Source organism: Rhizobium sp. BK049 (assembly GCF_014193135.1).
Classification (GTDB): Bacteria; Pseudomonadota; Alphaproteobacteria; order Rhizobiales; family Rhizobiaceae; genus Rhizobium.
The window spans coordinates 41,149-55,844 of sequence record NZ_JACHYV010000034.1 but is presented as its reverse complement, the minus strand read 5'-3'; the positions used below and the strand labels follow the sequence as shown (position 1 = coordinate 55,844).

The following is a 14,696-nucleotide window of genomic DNA, read 5'->3' as shown; positions in this document are numbered from 1 at the left end:
TTCGTCTGTAAAACGCTTGCGCTTCATTCCCTGGTCCTCTCAACGGGCCAGAGCTTACTTCAAAATGGATTATTTCAACGGGGCAAGGTCAATGCAAACCAGATCGGCGCGCCCACGCTTAAAGCTGAGAGCGCAACTTGCGTCCAAACCCGAGTGGGGTCGAAAGCGTTTGCTGCGAACGATTCCCGCATGTCTTCTAGTCTTATCCACCCGATCACCAAGACCGTCACGAGTGAAAGTGCAAGCCCAGCGACCCACACGTAAACTGACGAATTGAGCTTCTGCGCGCGCTCATCGAATGCTGCGGCCAAGCCGATAGTCGTCGTGACGCGGTAAGCCTCGGCTGCCTTTGCCAGCAACTGGGAACTTTCCGCCGCAAGATCACGGCTTTTAGCGACATGTTCTGCCGCGATCCGATGAAGCTCGTCAATTTTCCCAACCATCTGCGAGGATGCAGATGACGCCTCCCGCACCTCGGCTTGGGCAGCGCGCAGTTCCTGAAGTGTCGATGGCAACGCTTCAGCTGCTTCAGTTGCCTCTGAAATCAACTTCAAATTATTCGCGAGCTTTTCCTTATCGGGAGTGAGTATATCGATCTCGCGCTGTATTTGATGTAAGCGACGAACAAGAGCGGTCGGAAGCAAATTCTTTTCCGATCGTGTCCAACTCAGGAGCGGCGACAACTCTGCCGAAAGTGTGCTTAGCGCGATTGCAATGGCCTGCACACCTGCCGGGATATTTCCGGGAAGCGACGGCATTACGTTCTCGTTAATGTAATCGACGGTCTTGTTAATGTCAGTGAAAATGCCTCGGGTATGGTCATCGAGCTCTTGGATGTCTGCCGCCTCGATGACCTGGGCTAGTGATAGCGCCACCCAAGCTACATGACTTGGTGATATGGCCGGAAAAGCCCAGCCTTGCGAAGCATTCAACAGATCCCGCGCCCCAGCCACAGCCTCGAGCCGATCGGAAATTTTAACTAGTCCGTTATGCGCAGTTTTGACGTTATCGAGCATTGATCCCCCCGTTATGGCAGGTGAATCCATAAGCCGCATGCGAACGAATGGACAAGCGAAATCTTGTTCGCCCACAACCCGAATTACGCCTTGCTCCTCACATCAATAAGCAGTCGCCTCCGGTAGCCCATTCAGGAGGTCGACCAGCACCACTGCGAAATCCCCTCAGTGCCGTTACTCTGCGTGATCGGGGACCGGTTCCAACTCCTCAGGATCGTCGACGCTTACAAGCGCCGACGCTGATAGGTGCACGTGTGCGACAGCCGTAAATATCTGTCGAACACCAACCAGCTCGTACTGGATCTCAATGGGGATATCGTACCAATGCTGTTCGATCGGCATGCCTAGTTCCAGATACGCCGAAATGCCGAACTTAACTAACGGCGGCTCCTTCTCACGTAGCACCCAGCCCTCAATTGTTAAGGCTGGATCGAAGACCTTTTCGAGCCCGCGGCTGAAAGTCCATTTCTTGTCTGACAACAAACTCAGCATGTCCGGCTGACCTGGATTAAAGCTAATATAGATCATGGAGAAATTGGTCTGCGAGGCCATTAACCGAACTCGTCGCAGGATCATGGATCTCCTATTCCAATTCCTGATCCTCACAACAACCTGTCTACCGTTGTCACGATGCTGTACCGCATCAACAGTCGGCGGTGCATCACCAAGCTGGAAATCGGTCTGTCTCTGCTGTGCGTCGGCTTGCTTAACAAGGCTCCCGATGGTGAAGGCGGCCGCGGCGGCGGCTGCCCATCCGCTCATCCCAAACACCCAGTCGCGAAAACATGATGTCGAGTTGCCGCACAAGAGATCGTGCGAAGTCGTGTTTCCAAAGAGGAACCACACGAAGATGACGATGAGGACCAACGGTCCAAACCACGCCATGAAACTGTCTCGCGCTCGCATGTCACCGAATCCCCTGCCAAAGCTGACGTCAGATCGTAGCCAGTTGTTTTTCTAAAAGCAGCAACTCGAACCCATATCCACATTATTAGGAACAGCTATGAAGACACCTTTTCCGTGGTTCCGCCACGGCAGGATCCTCGTCGGCAACCGCAACGGCGCGCCAGACGTGAAGCGGCCTGTTGCCATATTCACCAACGAACACGATGCAAAGACCATTGCCGACATCCTCGCTGTGCGCGACGAGCTGCTCAACACTCTTCGTGTGGACCTCGCCCTCCTCAATGATGAACTGAAGAACCGCCGCCTCTCCGGTGTGGCGGAATACATTAGCCCGATCGAAACCGCGGTCGAGCGCACAACAAAAGCAATCGCAACAGCAGAGGGATGGACATGAGCTTCGGAAAGGTCACGATCTCTGCCGAGCCAATCAAGCGTCTGTCGCCGGCTCAGCAACAGCCGGTCCTGAGTCGACCATCTTATCGGAAATTGGTCAGCGGTATTGACACTGTCCCATGAACAATTTCACCGGGCCGCCACTGCGATCCATCAGTTGGTTGCCGTCTAGCCTGTAATCTGAACCCTGCGCACCGCCCCATTCATATGAGTATCCATCACCCGATTTTCCGGCCACTAGCTTTTCCGGGCTGACCTTCACGACGATCGCGTCGGATGTCTTGCTTCCGCGTCGAATATCGATTTTGCGACCGTCTGAGAACGCACACTGGACTATGACGGGTAGTTTTGGAAATTGGCTAGCCAGTTCCGCGTTCTCGGCGATCTCAGCGGCTGCAGCCTTTTGTTTATTCAGGACGGTTTGTTTCGCCTGAAAACATTGCAGGATCGAAGCAAAGTCGTATTCACTTTCCGCGGCACTCTTGCAGCCTTGGTACGCCGCTAGGAAGTCGACATCGCTCCTTGGTGGACGCAGGGATCGTAGGGCACGGCGTTGCATATCGATGCAAACATCCTGGCTCGGCCAGTCGTCGGGATTGCGTTGTTCGCATAGCTTCGAGATCTGTCGATCGACAGTATCTCGGTCCCACGCATTCGCGTGGCCACACGTGCTGGCGGCCAAGGCGAGAGCGATTAAATGTGACAATCCGCGCATGTTGATTCCGCTCAACTCAATCTCGGGCGCCCAATATGCCATCTTCGGGAGTAGTGGCAACGGCAATACGGAGCTGATCCCTCAAGCCTTCTTTTTCCTGCCCCGCTCGGGATACAAACGTCGCTCTACCTCTTTGGATTTTGCTGAGAAGAAGACCGCCCGAGCGAACGCACGGGTAGCTGCCTCGCAATCGGTTTTCATCATTGCATCAGCGAGTGCTTCGAAATCGCTCGGGTTCGTCAACAATTTCAAATCGGTCGTCCCACCGGGAACCGGCACGGAGAACCGAAGCTCCAACCGCGGAAAGGCGGTGTAGGTCTTCGGTAGCCCCTCGATCGACACATAGGATTCCCGCTCCTCGCTGAAGTACCGCGCTGTAGCTCCCTTCCGCGTAACTTTCGTGCCGTTCAGCTCTGCCATCATCCCTCCCACGGAAAAATACATGACCACCCCTCACCTCAAGAGCATCGTGAAGCTCTTAGAATCGTGTCGGTACCGGCACGATCTTTACACGGTCTTCTCCGATTGGTGCGAGTGCGCTGCAATCTCCCTCAGCAACGCGATGGATGTCACGCAGCGGGAGAAGCGCGAGGCTCGCTACCTGAAGATCGTCGGCCAATACGAGCGCAATGTCGTCGAGACCTTTCCGAAGATCATGGGTGAGGTGATGATGGCGCTCGAGGCAGGACCACAAGACATTCTCGGCTCCGCCTTCCACGAGCTCGAACTCCACAACACCGCGCGCGGACAGTTCTTCACGCCATATGCCTTGTGCCAGATGATGGCGGTGATGCAAATCGGCGATCACAAATGCGCTGGCCGCCGATGCCGGTGGCGTCGAGGTCAACTATCCGGAGCTCGTGGCGCTGACCCCAGACGAGCTCGGCTCGCTTGCACCAATCATCGAGGACATCATGAGGGAAACCGGTATTCGGATTAACGCCGTCCGGGCCACGCGATGAGCTGTAGCTAGGCCCCACATGTCGAGGCGTCGCACTCCTCTCCGGAGGCGTCTCGATGTTAGTTTCCAAGTTACAGCAATCTTGTGAATGCCGTACATCTAAGCAGTGCTGCAACAAGGAAGCCCACATGGCTAAATCAAGCGGGTCCTATTCGACCAGCGATCTCTCGCGTAAGTCCGGCGACATTATCGCCGAGGCGCTGCGCCGTCCGGTTACCATCACAAAGCGGAATAGGCCCCGCCTCGTTCTCCTCAATATCGAAGATTATCAGCGGCTGATAAGGCAATTGGACCGGCGCACCGTGGGCACCATTGAAACAATGTCCGATGAACTGTTCGCCGAGTTCGAAAGCGCCGTCGAAGCCTTTGCCGATGAGGACGAGGCAGGCCGTTTGTGAGCTACGAACCGGTCCAGACCGCCAGCGTCATTTGCTATCCGCATCTACGGCGCGGGAGGCTGGGCGTGGTGAAACGGAAGGGCGCAAGGAGCGGCCGGTTGCCATCGGCGTGAGAATGCTGCGGCCGGACGGTGATCCGGTTCTCTTCTTTCCGATCACAACCAAGCAGCCGGAGGCGTCACAGTTCTCTGTGGAACTGCCGGTGATCGGAACGCGGCGTGCCGGCCTCGATGTCGACCGCAGGCTTTGGATCATCTTTGATGAGTTCAATACCGACATCGTCGGAAACTCATTCTATCTTCAATCCGAGCTGCCAACCGGCCGCTTCAGCAAGGCATTCTTCCTGCCGCTGCTGCGTGAAGTCATCAGTCGTCGCAGGTCTGCAAAGGAGTCGTCCTGACCTTCGATGGCGATAGTTGTACGGAAATCAGGTAGCAACTGACACCAGCTCCGAATTCTCGGCTTCGAAGCGCATGTCAGGCAATTAGCCGCTTGAAATACTGAGCAGCCGATCGAAGCCGTTCCATCGATCCTGATTTCTCGGTGCGTTATTTGGGGCATGCTCGACAAGGCCTTGCCGAGACGTCAAGGAACCTATCCGGATATTGGCAGGGCAACTGTCCGCCGGATCTTGTCTGAGAAGAGGGCTAAGCCCGGCTGAGTAGCCTTCAGAGTGGCGTAGAAGTCTTGTTCGATTGGCCGGCGAATTGAAATGTGTTTCCTCCTGTCTTATCTTGATGCCCGATGGGATGAGCGCTGTCTAATGGACTAGGTGCTTTCATCTGGACCATTGAAATGGCTGTTCAATTAATGTAAAGGAAATCTGGCTAGGATAAGCGGTATGAGCTACAGGGTTGCCCATCTTGATTCGCGCAAACGCGCTCTCGAAAAGCAAGAGAGCCGCGATCGTGACCAAGTGCGCCTCGATAATGGTTCGGTAAGCCCCGCTCAGTTGCGCCGCGAGAACTCAGCGTTCGCTGAACTTCCCCTTCACCGTTACAAGATGGTTGCTATCGGCGGCAAAGCATTGGCTCGCTCCTAAGAGAGAGCCGGAGATGATTGTCGACGGTGACGAAGATGCAGAGCCGCATCTTACAGCAGAAGAAGTTCAAACACTTCTCGGATTTGTTCAGCGATTTAATCCGGTCATAGTTGGCGGGCAAGCTGTTAACATTTGGGCCGAACTTTATCATGGCATGGACGAAGAGCTCGATGGCCTCGGCGAGTTGACGAGCAAGGATCTTGATTTCTATCATAACCGGGAAGCCGAGCGCGCGCTTGCAAACAGCCTAGAAGACGGCCTTCTGGAAATACCCTCCGGTGACAACCACACCCCGAATGCGGCAGTCGTAAAGGGCAAGCTTGGAAATCGTGAGATAGTGGTGGACTTTCTTGCCCAGATCAAAGGGGTCGAGGGCAAGTCCCTCCTCGAAAATTCAATCACGTTTGCTGATGCTGAAAATCCAGAAGGCATTTCCGTCACATTGATGCACCCCCTGGACTGCGTTAGGAGCCGGCTGAGCAACATCAATATGTTAGGTCGTCGAAGCGATCACTCGTTGCGGCAGGCTGTTGCGAGCTTGTTGATCCTAGAATGCTACATCGAAGATCAACTGTCAGATTTGGAAAATAAGCCGGCGGTCAAACGAGCTCTCACTGCCCTTCGGGAGCTTGAGTTCATTGTCCGTGAGTTGCATATCGGCAAGACAACAGAACGCGAGTTCGGCGATCAACTTAGGCCCGTCTCGATCCTCCAGAAATACCGTGAAGACGAACGTCTTGATGTGCGAGTGCGCGAGCATCAGCTCCAGGGCATTCTGGAAAGGTTGGAAGCCAAGCAAAACGTTGCCGGTCGGCGTCGAAAGCGCATAATGAACGTGTCTGACGATTCTGATACTGAACCAGAGCAACCGGCACCGAGGTGGAGCTAAATCAATTGATGGTTCAGCCGGCCTTCAAAGTGTCGGCGCCCGGAGCCATGTGGACCGTCTTAAACAGCTACCTCCCAGAGATGCCGATGACGATCGGCCATCCAGGCGCGCCGAATTCTATTTGCCAACGCTGAGCCGCACTCTGCCGTGGTGATCGGCGGCTCAGCCTGATCGAGCGTGCGAACGGCGCAGCGTCGACGGTCAAAGTCTTTGAAAAGCCAGAGCTGCCCGTCGGCACCATCGCCGTTCCGGCGCCGCCGCATCACGCCGAGACATGCGGTAACCGCATGACGACATTGAGCGCCGACTGCTGCTGTTCGAGCGCCGAGATCCGCCTCCGTATATCATCAATGTCAGCGCCGATCTCGGCGCTCTTCCGTTTCAACTCATCCGTAACAAGAACCATACGCAACATCTCTTAGGATCGTACTGATCCTAAGAGATCAGCAGCTGGGAGTCTGGTGGCAGTTGCTACCCGACTCCGTAGTTTTGTCCTTACCGCATCGGTTTGACGAAACGGTTCGCCTTCGCCGCCCCATCCATCTCCTTGCGCCGGAAATAGATCGCCCGACCGCAGCGGATCGGATTGTGGCCCTGTACTATGATGATCTGTTCATCCTTGCGCATCCCCTGGGTGATCTCATGGGGCAATATTAGCGGTCGGCGCTGGAAATTGATGCTCTCGGATTTGCGCGGGCCGCCGCCTTTTACATCCCAGCCGAGGTTGCGGGAGCGCCCCTGCACTTCGACGGTCATCTCCCCGCATTGGGCCGAGACATTGCGCGCCGTATCGAGGGCCTTGATTGCCGCATAGGAGGCGAAGGCGCAGCCGTCGATCCACGAGGTGGCGCCGTCTTTTCCGAAGTGCCGCTCCAACTGTCCGACAGACTGGTAAAGCAGCATCATGCTGATGCCGTATTTGCGACCGCGATCGCGCGCCTCTTCCAGCACCCTCATATAGCCGAGCAGGTCGACTTCATCCAGAATGAAGAGCGCTCGGCGGCTGAAGTTGCCATCGGCCTGGACCATGGCGTTGACCAGAGAGCCGATGATGACGCGCGCGATGCCGGGATAAGAGCGCAGGATAGACGCCGGTATGTTGAGGAACACGTCTTTCTTGCCACTAACGACATCGCTCGGCCTGAAGGCATTGCCGCAGACGAGAGCGGCATAACTGTCCAGTGAGAGCCATTGCGTATCCTTCGAGGCCGTCGAATAGACGCCGGAAAAGGTCTGTTCGGTCATGTTGGTGAAGACGCCGAGCGTTTCCCGGATAAAGGTAGATTTGGAATGTTCCTGGATGTCGCGCAGCATCGCAAGCACCGACGGCTCCGGCTCGGAAACGATCTGGCGCAGACTGCGCAGATTTCGTCGGCCGGCATATTCCGGCGACAGCATGACATGGGCGAGCAGACCAGTCAGAAGGTTGTGCGCCTGGTTCTGAAAGTAGGAGCCCGTCGAAGATTCGAAGCGCTGGCTTTCGGAGAGAAGCATATGAGCAACGCCGACGATATCTTCCTCTTTGCGCCGAGAGTGCTCAATGCCATCGAGGACATTGAATCCGTTGATCGGGTTGTTTGGGTCGAGCACCATCACCTCACGCCCAAGTACTTGCGTGCGGTGTTCGGTCACCATCGGCGCGACTTCGGTGGAGGGATCAAGGCAGATGAGAGGACCTGTATACCGCAGCGCGGTCGGCAGGACATTGCTCGTCGTTTTGTACCCTCCCGATCCTGCGAAAAACAGCATGTGGGTGGAATCGAAGTCCTGGCCGTAGGTGAGAAGCGGCGCCTTGCCGCCTTGTCCCCAGGTGCGGTGATCGTTCGGGTCGAAAGGCAACTGATGGACGATATCCTTGTCAACGCGGTAGCGCTCACCGACGATGATCTCGCCGTTCGGCGGAAAGAGCTTTGCCGCTGCCGGCATCGAAAGCCAATCGGCATCGCCGAAGGCTCCGCCTCTCACTCTTTTAACGGCCTCGGGCACGACGACGGAGATCCGGGCGGCGACTGCCACCGCCATGAACCCCATGACCGCGCCGATGACAGCAACGAAATCCAGATACGAGAGCGCCCGGTTCCATGAAACGGCGCTGGCTTGTACTGCGGGTGCGAGGCGACTGTATTCACGCAGCGCGTAGAAGCTGACGACGAGCAGAAAGCAGGCAAGGCTTGCCATTGCCACCGGTCTTCGCCGGTGCAAGGGCAGCGCCCAAACCGTCAATAACCCAGCGAGCGGCCCGAACAAAAGTGTGGGCGCAGGCGCTGCGCGCAGGAACCAGTATTCGGTCCTGCCAGACAGGCCATGCGCCAGGATCGGCCATCGCCAGTTGACGACGTAGGCACTGATCGCAGTGACGGCGACCGGCACCAGGACGCAGAGCAGGCTTGGATGCAATCTTCTTTTGGACGTCATTCCAGTTGCTCCGCAGTATGCGAAGATGAGCTATCGGACGACGGAGCCCTGAACGCCTCTTCGCCGATATCGCGCAGCCGCCGATGTTCGGGCGAGCCCGGCACCACGCCCGCCAATTCGATCAGTCCACCAAGCAGGAACGCTCGATCGGTCTCCGAAAGGCCGGCTTTGACGACCAGGCCGCCAAGCATGAGTTTCTCACGCGCTTCCTCTTTCCGGTCAGCCATCATGTGGAACCTCCGCCTGCGCTCCAGCGCCACGATCTGGCGGTCGATGCATTTGAGGAGCCTGGATCGCACGTTCTTTCTTCTCACCTTTGCGAAATCGGGCGGCGATCTCTTCGAAGATCCGGTCGATCTCCTCGTCGGCAATCTCCAGTTCCGCCAGCCCAGACTTCGTTGCGGCTCGAGCGAAGCGTTCGGCCGATCTGGCTATCAAAGTTCTCCTGCGTTCTCGTAGCCTTTCTATCTGGGCATCGAGGTCCAATATCGATGGTCTGGTCGCCATGGGGTCCGTCCTTCCTAACAATCGTTGCGTTGTTTCTCACCATTTATACTAACTAGAATAAAATAGTTAAATAGTCTATTTTGCATCGACATGAAAACGTCTCAGCCCGACTTCAGGCCCATCGCCGCTTGCGGAAGCGCGGCATCGGCCTTGTCAGGCCGATCGGTTCGAGGGCGCAATATACGTCGCTGCCGCGACGTGCTTGGAAGGTGTGCGGAGCCGCTGTGGCAATCATGTTCGTCAGGGCGCAGGTGATCAGCAGGGGAGCGGGGCGCAGCATCGTCTCGGCCGCCGCCTATCGTCATCGCGCCCGGATGATGGACGAACAGGCCGGCACGTCCTTCAGCTATCGTGGTGGGGCATCCGAGCTGGTGCATGAGGAGCTGGTGCTGCCGGATCGGATACCGGACTGGCTCAAAATCGCGATCGATGGAAAATCCGTCGCCGGCGCCAGCGAGATACTCTGGAACGCGGTCGACTCTTTCGAGAGCAGGTCCGATGGGCAGCTCGCCCGCGAGCTGATCATCGCGCTGCCGGAGGAGCTGACGCGGGCGGAGAACGTTGCGCTGGTGCGCGACTTCGTCCGCGACAATCTCACCTCGAAAGGGATGATTGCCGATTGGGTCTATCACAACAAGGGCGGCAATCCTCACATCCACCTGATGACGACACTGAGGCCTCTGACGGAGGAGGGGTTCGGAGCAAAGAAGGTTCCGGTGACGGACGAGGATGGCAAGCCGCTGCGTGTCGTCACGCCAGATCGACCGAATGGCAAGATCGTCTACAGGGTATGGGCAGGCGACAAGGAAACCTTGAAGGCCTGGAAGATCGCCTGGGCGGAAACGGCCAACCGGCACCTGGCGCTCGCCGGTCATGAGATCCGGCTCGACGGTCGTTCCTATGCCGAACAGGGGCTGGACGGCATCGCGCAAAAACATCTTGGGCCGGAGAAGGCAGCGCTCGCGCGCAAGGGCAGGGAGCTCTATTTCGCACCGGCCGATCTCGCGCGCCGGCAGGAGATGGCTGACCGGCTGCTGGCAGAGCCGGAGCTTCTCTTGAAGCAGCTCGGCAATGAACGCTCCACCTTCGACGAGAAGGATATCGCCAGGGCGCTGCATCGATATGTCGACGATCCGGCAGACTTCGCCAACATCCGCGCCCGGCTGATGGCGTCGGATGAACTTGTGATGCTGAAGCCGCAGGAGATCGATGGAGAAACGCTTAAGGTCTCAGACCCGGCAGTCTTCACCACACGCGAGATACTGCGCATCGAATATGACATGGCGCGTTCGGCGCGGGTTCTGTCGGAGCAAGCAGGCTTCGGGGTATCGGCTCGGCAGGTCGATGCGGCGATCGAGCGCGTCGAGACCGGCGATCCCAAACATCCTTTTCGGCTCGACGCGGAACAGGTTGATGCCATCCGCCATGTCACTGGTGATAGCGGCATAGCGGCTGTCGTCGGCCTTGCCGGCGCCGGCAAGTCGACGCTGCTGGCGGCAGCCCGCCTTGCCTGGGAAAGCCAGGGGCGCCGGGTGATCGGTGCCGCCGTTGCCGGCAAGGCGGCCGAAGGGTTGGAAGACAGTTCCGGCATCAAGTCGCGCACGCTCGCCGGCTGGGAACTGGCCTGGGCCAATGGGCGCGACACGCTCCACCGCGGTGATGTGCTCGTCATCGATGAAGCCGGCATGGTGGCCTCGCAGCAAATGGCGCGTGTGCTTGACATCGTCGAGGAGGCGGGCGCGAAAGTCGTTCTCGTCGGCGACGCCATGCAGCTACAGCCGATCCAGGCGGGTGCAGCCTTTCGGGCGATCAGCGAACGCATCGGTTTTGCCGAGCTTGCCGGCGTGCGCCGCCAGAGTGAAGAATGGGCGCGCCAGGCCTCGCGGCTCTTTGCCCGCGGCGAGATCGAGAAAGGGCTCGACGCTTATGCCCGGCATGGTCACCTTGCCGAGGCGGGCACGCGCGCGGAAACGATCGATCGCATTGTTGCCGACTGGAGCCAGGCGCGCAGAGAGGCAATCGGTCGATCCGTTTCCGAGGGCAGGGATGGCCGTCTTCGCGGTGACGAACTGCTGGTGCTTGCCCACACCAATGACGATGTCGGCAAGCTGAACGAGGCGCTGCGTGCGGTGATGGCAGGCGATGGTGCGCTTTCCGACAGCCGCACCTTCCAGACGGCACGCGGGGCGCGGGAGTTCGCCGTCGGCGACCGGATCATCTTTTTGGAGAACGCCCGCTTTCTCGAGCCGCGGGCCAGGAGTTATGGTCCGCAATACGTCAAGAACGGCATGCTCGGCACGGTCATCTCCACCGGCGACAAACGCGGCGAAGTGCTGATGTCGGTTCGTCTCGACAATGGCCATAAAGTCGTCTTCAGCGAAGACAGCTATCGCAATGTCGATCACGGCTATGCCGCAACGATCCACAAAGCCCAGGGCACCACCGTCGATCGCACCTTGGTGCTTGCGACCGGCATGATGGACCAACACCTGACCTATGTGGCGATGACGAGGCATCGCGATCGCGTCGATCTTTATGCAGCCAAAGAGGATTTTGAGCGAAGACCGGAATGGGGGCGCAAGCCGCGTGTCGATCATGCCGCCGGTGTGACCGGCGAGCTTGTCGAAACCGGAGAAGCGAAGTTCCGGCCTGATGACGAGGATGCCGACGACACCCCCTATGCCGACATCAGGACCGACGACGGAACCGTCCATCGGCTGTGGGGCGTGAGCCTGCCGAAGGCGCTCGAAGAGGGTGGCGTCTCAGAGGGCGACACCGTCACGCTGCGCAAGGACGGCGTCGAACGGGTCAAGGTCCAGATTGCCGTTGTCGATGAAGAGACCGGTCAGAAGCGTTACCAGGAGCGGGAGGTCGACCGCAACGTCTGGACGGCCAGGCAGATCGAAACCGCTGAAGCGCGCCAGGACCGCATCGAGCGGGAAAGTCATCGGCCGGATCTGTTCAAGCCGCTCGTCGAGCGGTTGTCGCGCTCCGGCGCCAAGACGACGACGCTCGATTTTGAAAGCGAGGCCGGCTACCAGGCCCAGGCGCAAGACTTCGCCCGCCGCCGCGGGTTCGAGTATCTCTCGCTGGCTGCGGCCGAGATCGAGGGGGACATCTCGCGGCGCTTTGCGTGGATTGCCGCAAAGCGGGAGCAGGTGGAAAAGCTCTGGGAGCGGGCAAGCATGGCGCTCGGCTTTGCGATCGAGCGGGAACGGCGCGTCTCCTATAGCGAGATGCGAACTGAACCCCAGCCAACTGAACCCCACCCCGTCCCGGGCGCAAACGCCGGCAAAGCCCATTATCTGATCCCGCCGACCAGCGACTTCGCCAGAAGCCTCAACGAGGATGCACGGCTGGCGCAATTGTCATCCCCGGCGTGGAAGGATCGGGAAACCCTCCTGCGACCGGTGCTGGAGAAGATCTATCGTGATCCGGATGGCGCACTTGTCGCCCTGAATGCGCTTGCTTCAGAGGCCGGCACCGAACCCCGCAGGCTCGCCGACGATCTTGCCGCGAGCGCCGATCGGCTTGGCCGCCTGCGCGGCTCTGAGCTCATCGTCGACGGACGCGCGGCGCGTGAGGAGCGTATTGTCGCCTTGGCGGCTGTGACGGAATTGCTTCCCTTGGCCCGCGCCCATGCGAGCGAGTTCCGCCGGAGCGCCGAACGGTTCGAGATCAATGAGCAGGCGCGGCGCGCACATATGTCATTGTCGATCCCGGCACTTTCCGACGGTGCGATGGCGCGTCTCATGGAAATCGAGGCGGTGCGCAACAGGGGCGGGGACGATGCTTATAAGACCGCCTTTGCGCTTGCCGCGAAGGACCGCACGGTCGTGCAGGAGATCAAGGCGGTCAGCGAAGCATTGTCTGCGCGCTTCGGCTGGAGCGCCTTCACCGCAAAGGCGGATGCGGTCGCCGAGCGCAACATGGCCGAGCGCATGCCGGATGATCTGATGGCCGGCGAGCGCGAGAAGCTGATCCACCTGTTCGAAGCCGTCAAGCGTTTTGCCGAGGCGCAGCATCTGACCGAACGCCAGGACCGCTCGAAGATCGTTGCGGCAGCCAGTGCCGTTCCGGACCCGGAGCAAGACAAGGGGGGAGGAAAGGAGAATGTGAGCGTGCTGCCCATGCTTGCCGCTGTCACCGAGTTCAAGACAGCAGTCGACGACGAGGCGCGATCGCGAACTCTCTCGGCTCCCCTTTACCGTCAGCAGCGTGCGGCACTGGCCAACGCGGCAAGGACGATCTGGCGCGATCCGGCAGGAGCCGTCGGCAAGATCGAAGAACTGCTTGCCAAAGGCTTTGCTGCCGATCGTATCGCTGCCGCTGTGACCAATGATCCGGCCGCTTATGGCGCGTTGCGCGGTTCAGATCGTCTGATGGACAAGATGCTGGCTTCCGGGCGGGAGCGCAAAGATGCGGTGCAGGCCGTGCCGGAGGCAGCCGCGCGCCTGCGTTCTCTCGGCTCCGCCTATGCCAATATCTTCGATGCAGAACGACAGGCCATCAAGGCAGAGCGGGAGCGTATGGCGGTTGCTATTCCGGGCCTGTCGAAGGTGGCGGAAGAGGCGCTCATGCGTCTCACCGCGGAGGCGAGGAAGAATGATCGCAAACGGGGCATCGCGACCGCAGCACTCGATGCGAACATCCGCCGGGAGTTCGCGGACGTCAGCCGGGCGCTCGACCAGCGCTTCGGGCGCAACGCCATCATCCGCGGCGACAAGGATCTCATCAACCAAGTGCCAGCGGCGCAGCGCCAAGCCTTTGCGGCGATGCAGGAGAGGCTGAAGGTCCTGCAGCAGACGGTCCGCGCGCAGAGTAGTCAGCAGATCCTCTCGGAACGGCGTCAGCGAGGCGTCAACCGCGGACGGGGGATTGATATCTAAAACATACCCGCGAAGCGAAAGGGGGCCATAAACGCCAGCGCATAGGACCCGATCTCGGCGGCGCGATGGCTCGCTCGCAGGATCGAAAGACATCTCGTCAATTCTCGATGTTTTTACAGACTGGATGCCAATCAATCTCGCAAACAGGACGGAATGCAAAGCGTGCAAGCTCAGCCAATCGCAATTTGAGCCTATCGCCTCCATGATGATCCATGGCAGTCGTGGGAGCGCTCTTGCGTGGAACGATAGGCTTGGGTGCCACTTAAAGACTTGTCCCAAGGGCGCTCGCAAGCAGTCAAAACAGGAGGCTTTGACGGGCGGTCGCATCGGAAGTGGTGCCATCTGTAACCGCAAACCGCCAGCTATTGCCATTCGATTGTCCCGACGATCAGCTCACGCATATACTCGCCGGCGGTAGAAAGTCGCCGGCCAGACATGTGTTGCCGACCAAGAGTTTGAAGGTCGGGCAGCGCAAAGCGGACTGGGCTGTCAAAGCCCGGAATGGCAAGTCTCGCAAGCCGGGTACTCCAACGGAGCTCGAGCGAGCGAGACGGTCTCAGGGGCG

The 14,696-nt window shown here is 58.8% G+C and carries 14 protein-coding genes and 1 pseudogene; 7 read left to right on the top strand and 8 right to left on the bottom strand.

Going from position 1 to position 14,696, the window contains the following annotated elements:
• Nucleotides 1–74 precede the first annotated feature (74 nt).
• Nucleotides 75–1,016, bottom strand: coding sequence for a hypothetical protein (locus tag FHT70_RS27075; protein WP_183706080.1), 942 nt, complete (start codon nucleotides 1,014–1,016; stop codon nucleotides 75–77).
• Between the two features lie 174 nt (nucleotides 1,017–1,190).
• Complete coding sequence (locus FHT70_RS27070) at nucleotides 1,191–1,901, bottom strand: hypothetical protein (protein WP_183706079.1); 711 nt, start codon at nucleotides 1,899–1,901, stop codon at nucleotides 1,191–1,193.
• Nucleotides 1,902–2,019: 118 nt separating this feature from the next.
• Here FHT70_RS27070 and FHT70_RS27065 point away from each other — a divergent pair, with 118 nt between their 5' ends.
• Nucleotides 2,020–2,316, top strand: a complete 297-nt coding sequence (locus FHT70_RS27065; RefSeq protein ID WP_183706077.1) for a hypothetical protein — start codon at nucleotides 2,020–2,022, stop codon at nucleotides 2,314–2,316.
• A 96-nt stretch (nucleotides 2,317–2,412) separates the two neighbouring features.
• Here the strand turns inward: FHT70_RS27065 and FHT70_RS27060 are convergent, their stop codons facing one another.
• The gene (locus FHT70_RS27060; RefSeq protein ID WP_246721998.1) at nucleotides 2,413–3,045 is read right to left on the bottom strand and encodes a hypothetical protein; all 633 of its coding nucleotides are present in this window, start codon (nucleotides 3,043–3,045) and stop codon (nucleotides 2,413–2,415) included.
• Between the two features lie 66 nt (nucleotides 3,046–3,111).
• Nucleotides 3,112–3,450, bottom strand: a complete 339-nt coding sequence (locus tag FHT70_RS27055) for a hypothetical protein (protein ID WP_183706075.1) — start codon at nucleotides 3,448–3,450, stop codon at nucleotides 3,112–3,114.
• Nucleotides 3,451–3,472: 22 nt separating this feature from the next.
• Between FHT70_RS27055 and FHT70_RS27050 the strand changes: the two genes are divergently transcribed.
• The 5 genes and pseudogenes from FHT70_RS27050 to FHT70_RS27030 all read left to right on the top strand — a co-directional run bounded on the left by FHT70_RS27050 (nucleotide 3,473) and on the right by FHT70_RS27030 (nucleotide 6,320).
• The gene (locus FHT70_RS27050; protein WP_183706073.1) at nucleotides 3,473–3,970 is read left to right on the top strand and encodes a hypothetical protein; all 498 of its coding nucleotides are present in this window, start codon (nucleotides 3,473–3,475) and stop codon (nucleotides 3,968–3,970) included.
• A gap of 149 nt (nucleotides 3,971–4,119) precedes the next feature.
• Nucleotides 4,120–4,389 carry a type II toxin-antitoxin system prevent-host-death family antitoxin gene (locus tag FHT70_RS27045; RefSeq protein ID WP_183706097.1) on the top strand — a complete coding sequence of 90 codons (270 nt, stop codon included), beginning with the start codon at nucleotides 4,120–4,122 and terminating at the stop codon, nucleotides 4,387–4,389.
• Nucleotides 4,386–4,789: pseudogene (locus FHT70_RS30755) on the top strand (hypothetical protein). Before FHT70_RS27045 ends, FHT70_RS30755 begins: the two are co-directional and overlap by 4 nt.
• Before the next feature lie 441 nt (nucleotides 4,790–5,230).
• Nucleotides 5,231–5,431, top strand: a complete 201-nt coding sequence (locus FHT70_RS27035) for a hypothetical protein (protein WP_097601279.1) — start codon at nucleotides 5,231–5,233, stop codon at nucleotides 5,429–5,431.
• 13 nt (nucleotides 5,432–5,444) lie between these two features.
• Nucleotides 5,445–6,320 carry a hypothetical protein gene (locus FHT70_RS27030; RefSeq protein ID WP_183706071.1) on the top strand — a complete coding sequence of 292 codons (876 nt, stop codon included), beginning with the start codon at nucleotides 5,445–5,447 and terminating at the stop codon, nucleotides 6,318–6,320.
• A gap of 262 nt (nucleotides 6,321–6,582) precedes the next feature.
• Here the strand turns inward: FHT70_RS27030 and FHT70_RS27025 are convergent, their stop codons facing one another.
• The 4 genes from FHT70_RS27025 to FHT70_RS27010 all read right to left on the bottom strand — a co-directional run bounded on the left by FHT70_RS27025 (nucleotide 6,583) and on the right by FHT70_RS27010 (nucleotide 9,242).
• Nucleotides 6,583–6,726, bottom strand: coding sequence for a hypothetical protein (locus FHT70_RS27025; RefSeq protein WP_183706069.1), 144 nt, complete (start codon nucleotides 6,724–6,726; stop codon nucleotides 6,583–6,585).
• 89 nt (nucleotides 6,727–6,815) lie between these two features.
• Entirely contained in the window at nucleotides 6,816–8,735 is a 1,920-nt protein-coding gene (traG, locus tag FHT70_RS27020; RefSeq protein ID WP_183706067.1) for a Ti-type conjugative transfer system protein TraG, read from the bottom strand.
• The gene (locus FHT70_RS27015) at nucleotides 8,732–8,965 is read right to left on the bottom strand and encodes a conjugal transfer protein TraD (RefSeq protein ID WP_183706065.1); all 234 of its coding nucleotides are present in this window, start codon (nucleotides 8,963–8,965) and stop codon (nucleotides 8,732–8,734) included. The genes traG and FHT70_RS27015 overlap by 4 nt, the downstream gene beginning before the upstream one ends.
• The gene (locus tag FHT70_RS27010; protein WP_183706063.1) at nucleotides 8,955–9,242 is read right to left on the bottom strand and encodes a TraC family protein; all 288 of its coding nucleotides are present in this window, start codon (nucleotides 9,240–9,242) and stop codon (nucleotides 8,955–8,957) included. The genes FHT70_RS27015 and FHT70_RS27010 overlap by 11 nt, the downstream gene beginning before the upstream one ends.
• 224 nt (nucleotides 9,243–9,466) lie before the next feature.
• On the opposite strand from FHT70_RS27010, the gene traA reads away from it, so the two are divergent.
• Nucleotides 9,467–14,131 carry a Ti-type conjugative transfer relaxase TraA gene (gene traA / locus FHT70_RS27005; protein WP_183706061.1) on the top strand — a complete coding sequence of 1,555 codons (4,665 nt, stop codon included), beginning with the start codon at nucleotides 9,467–9,469 and terminating at the stop codon, nucleotides 14,129–14,131.
• The last annotated feature ends 565 nt before the right edge of the window (nucleotides 14,132–14,696 follow it).

Bases quoted from the DNA above. Each gene is read 5' to 3' on its own strand.
- FHT70_RS27075 (WP_183706080.1), bottom strand. From the start codon at position 1,016: ATGCTCGATAACGTCAAAACTGCGCATAACGGACTAGTTAAAATTTCC.
- FHT70_RS27070 (WP_183706079.1), bottom strand. From the start codon at position 1,901: ATGGCGTGGTTTGGACCGTTGGTCCTCATCGTCATCTTCGTGTGGTTC.
- FHT70_RS27065 (WP_183706077.1), top strand. From the start codon at position 2,020: ATGAAGACACCTTTTCCGTGGTTCCGCCACGGCAGGATCCTCGTCGGC.
- FHT70_RS27055 (WP_183706075.1), bottom strand. From the start codon at position 3,450: ATGGCAGAGCTGAACGGCACGAAAGTTACGCGGAAGGGAGCTACAGCG.
- FHT70_RS27050 (WP_183706073.1), top strand. From the start codon at position 3,473: ATGACCACCCCTCACCTCAAGAGCATCGTGAAGCTCTTAGAATCGTGT.
- FHT70_RS27045 (WP_183706097.1), top strand. From the start codon at position 4,120: ATGGCTAAATCAAGCGGGTCCTATTCGACCAGCGATCTCTCGCGTAAG.
- FHT70_RS27035 (WP_097601279.1), top strand. From the start codon at position 5,231: ATGAGCTACAGGGTTGCCCATCTTGATTCGCGCAAACGCGCTCTCGAA.
- FHT70_RS27030 (WP_183706071.1), top strand. From the start codon at position 5,445: ATGATTGTCGACGGTGACGAAGATGCAGAGCCGCATCTTACAGCAGAA.
- FHT70_RS27025 (WP_183706069.1), bottom strand. From the start codon at position 6,726: ATGGTTCTTGTTACGGATGAGTTGAAACGGAAGAGCGCCGAGATCGGC.
- traG (WP_183706067.1), bottom strand. From the start codon at position 8,735: ATGACGTCCAAAAGAAGATTGCATCCAAGCCTGCTCTGCGTCCTGGTG.
- FHT70_RS27015 (WP_183706065.1), bottom strand. From the start codon at position 8,965: ATGATGGCTGACCGGAAAGAGGAAGCGCGTGAGAAACTCATGCTTGGC.
- FHT70_RS27010 (WP_183706063.1), bottom strand. From the start codon at position 9,242: ATGGCGACCAGACCATCGATATTGGACCTCGATGCCCAGATAGAAAGG.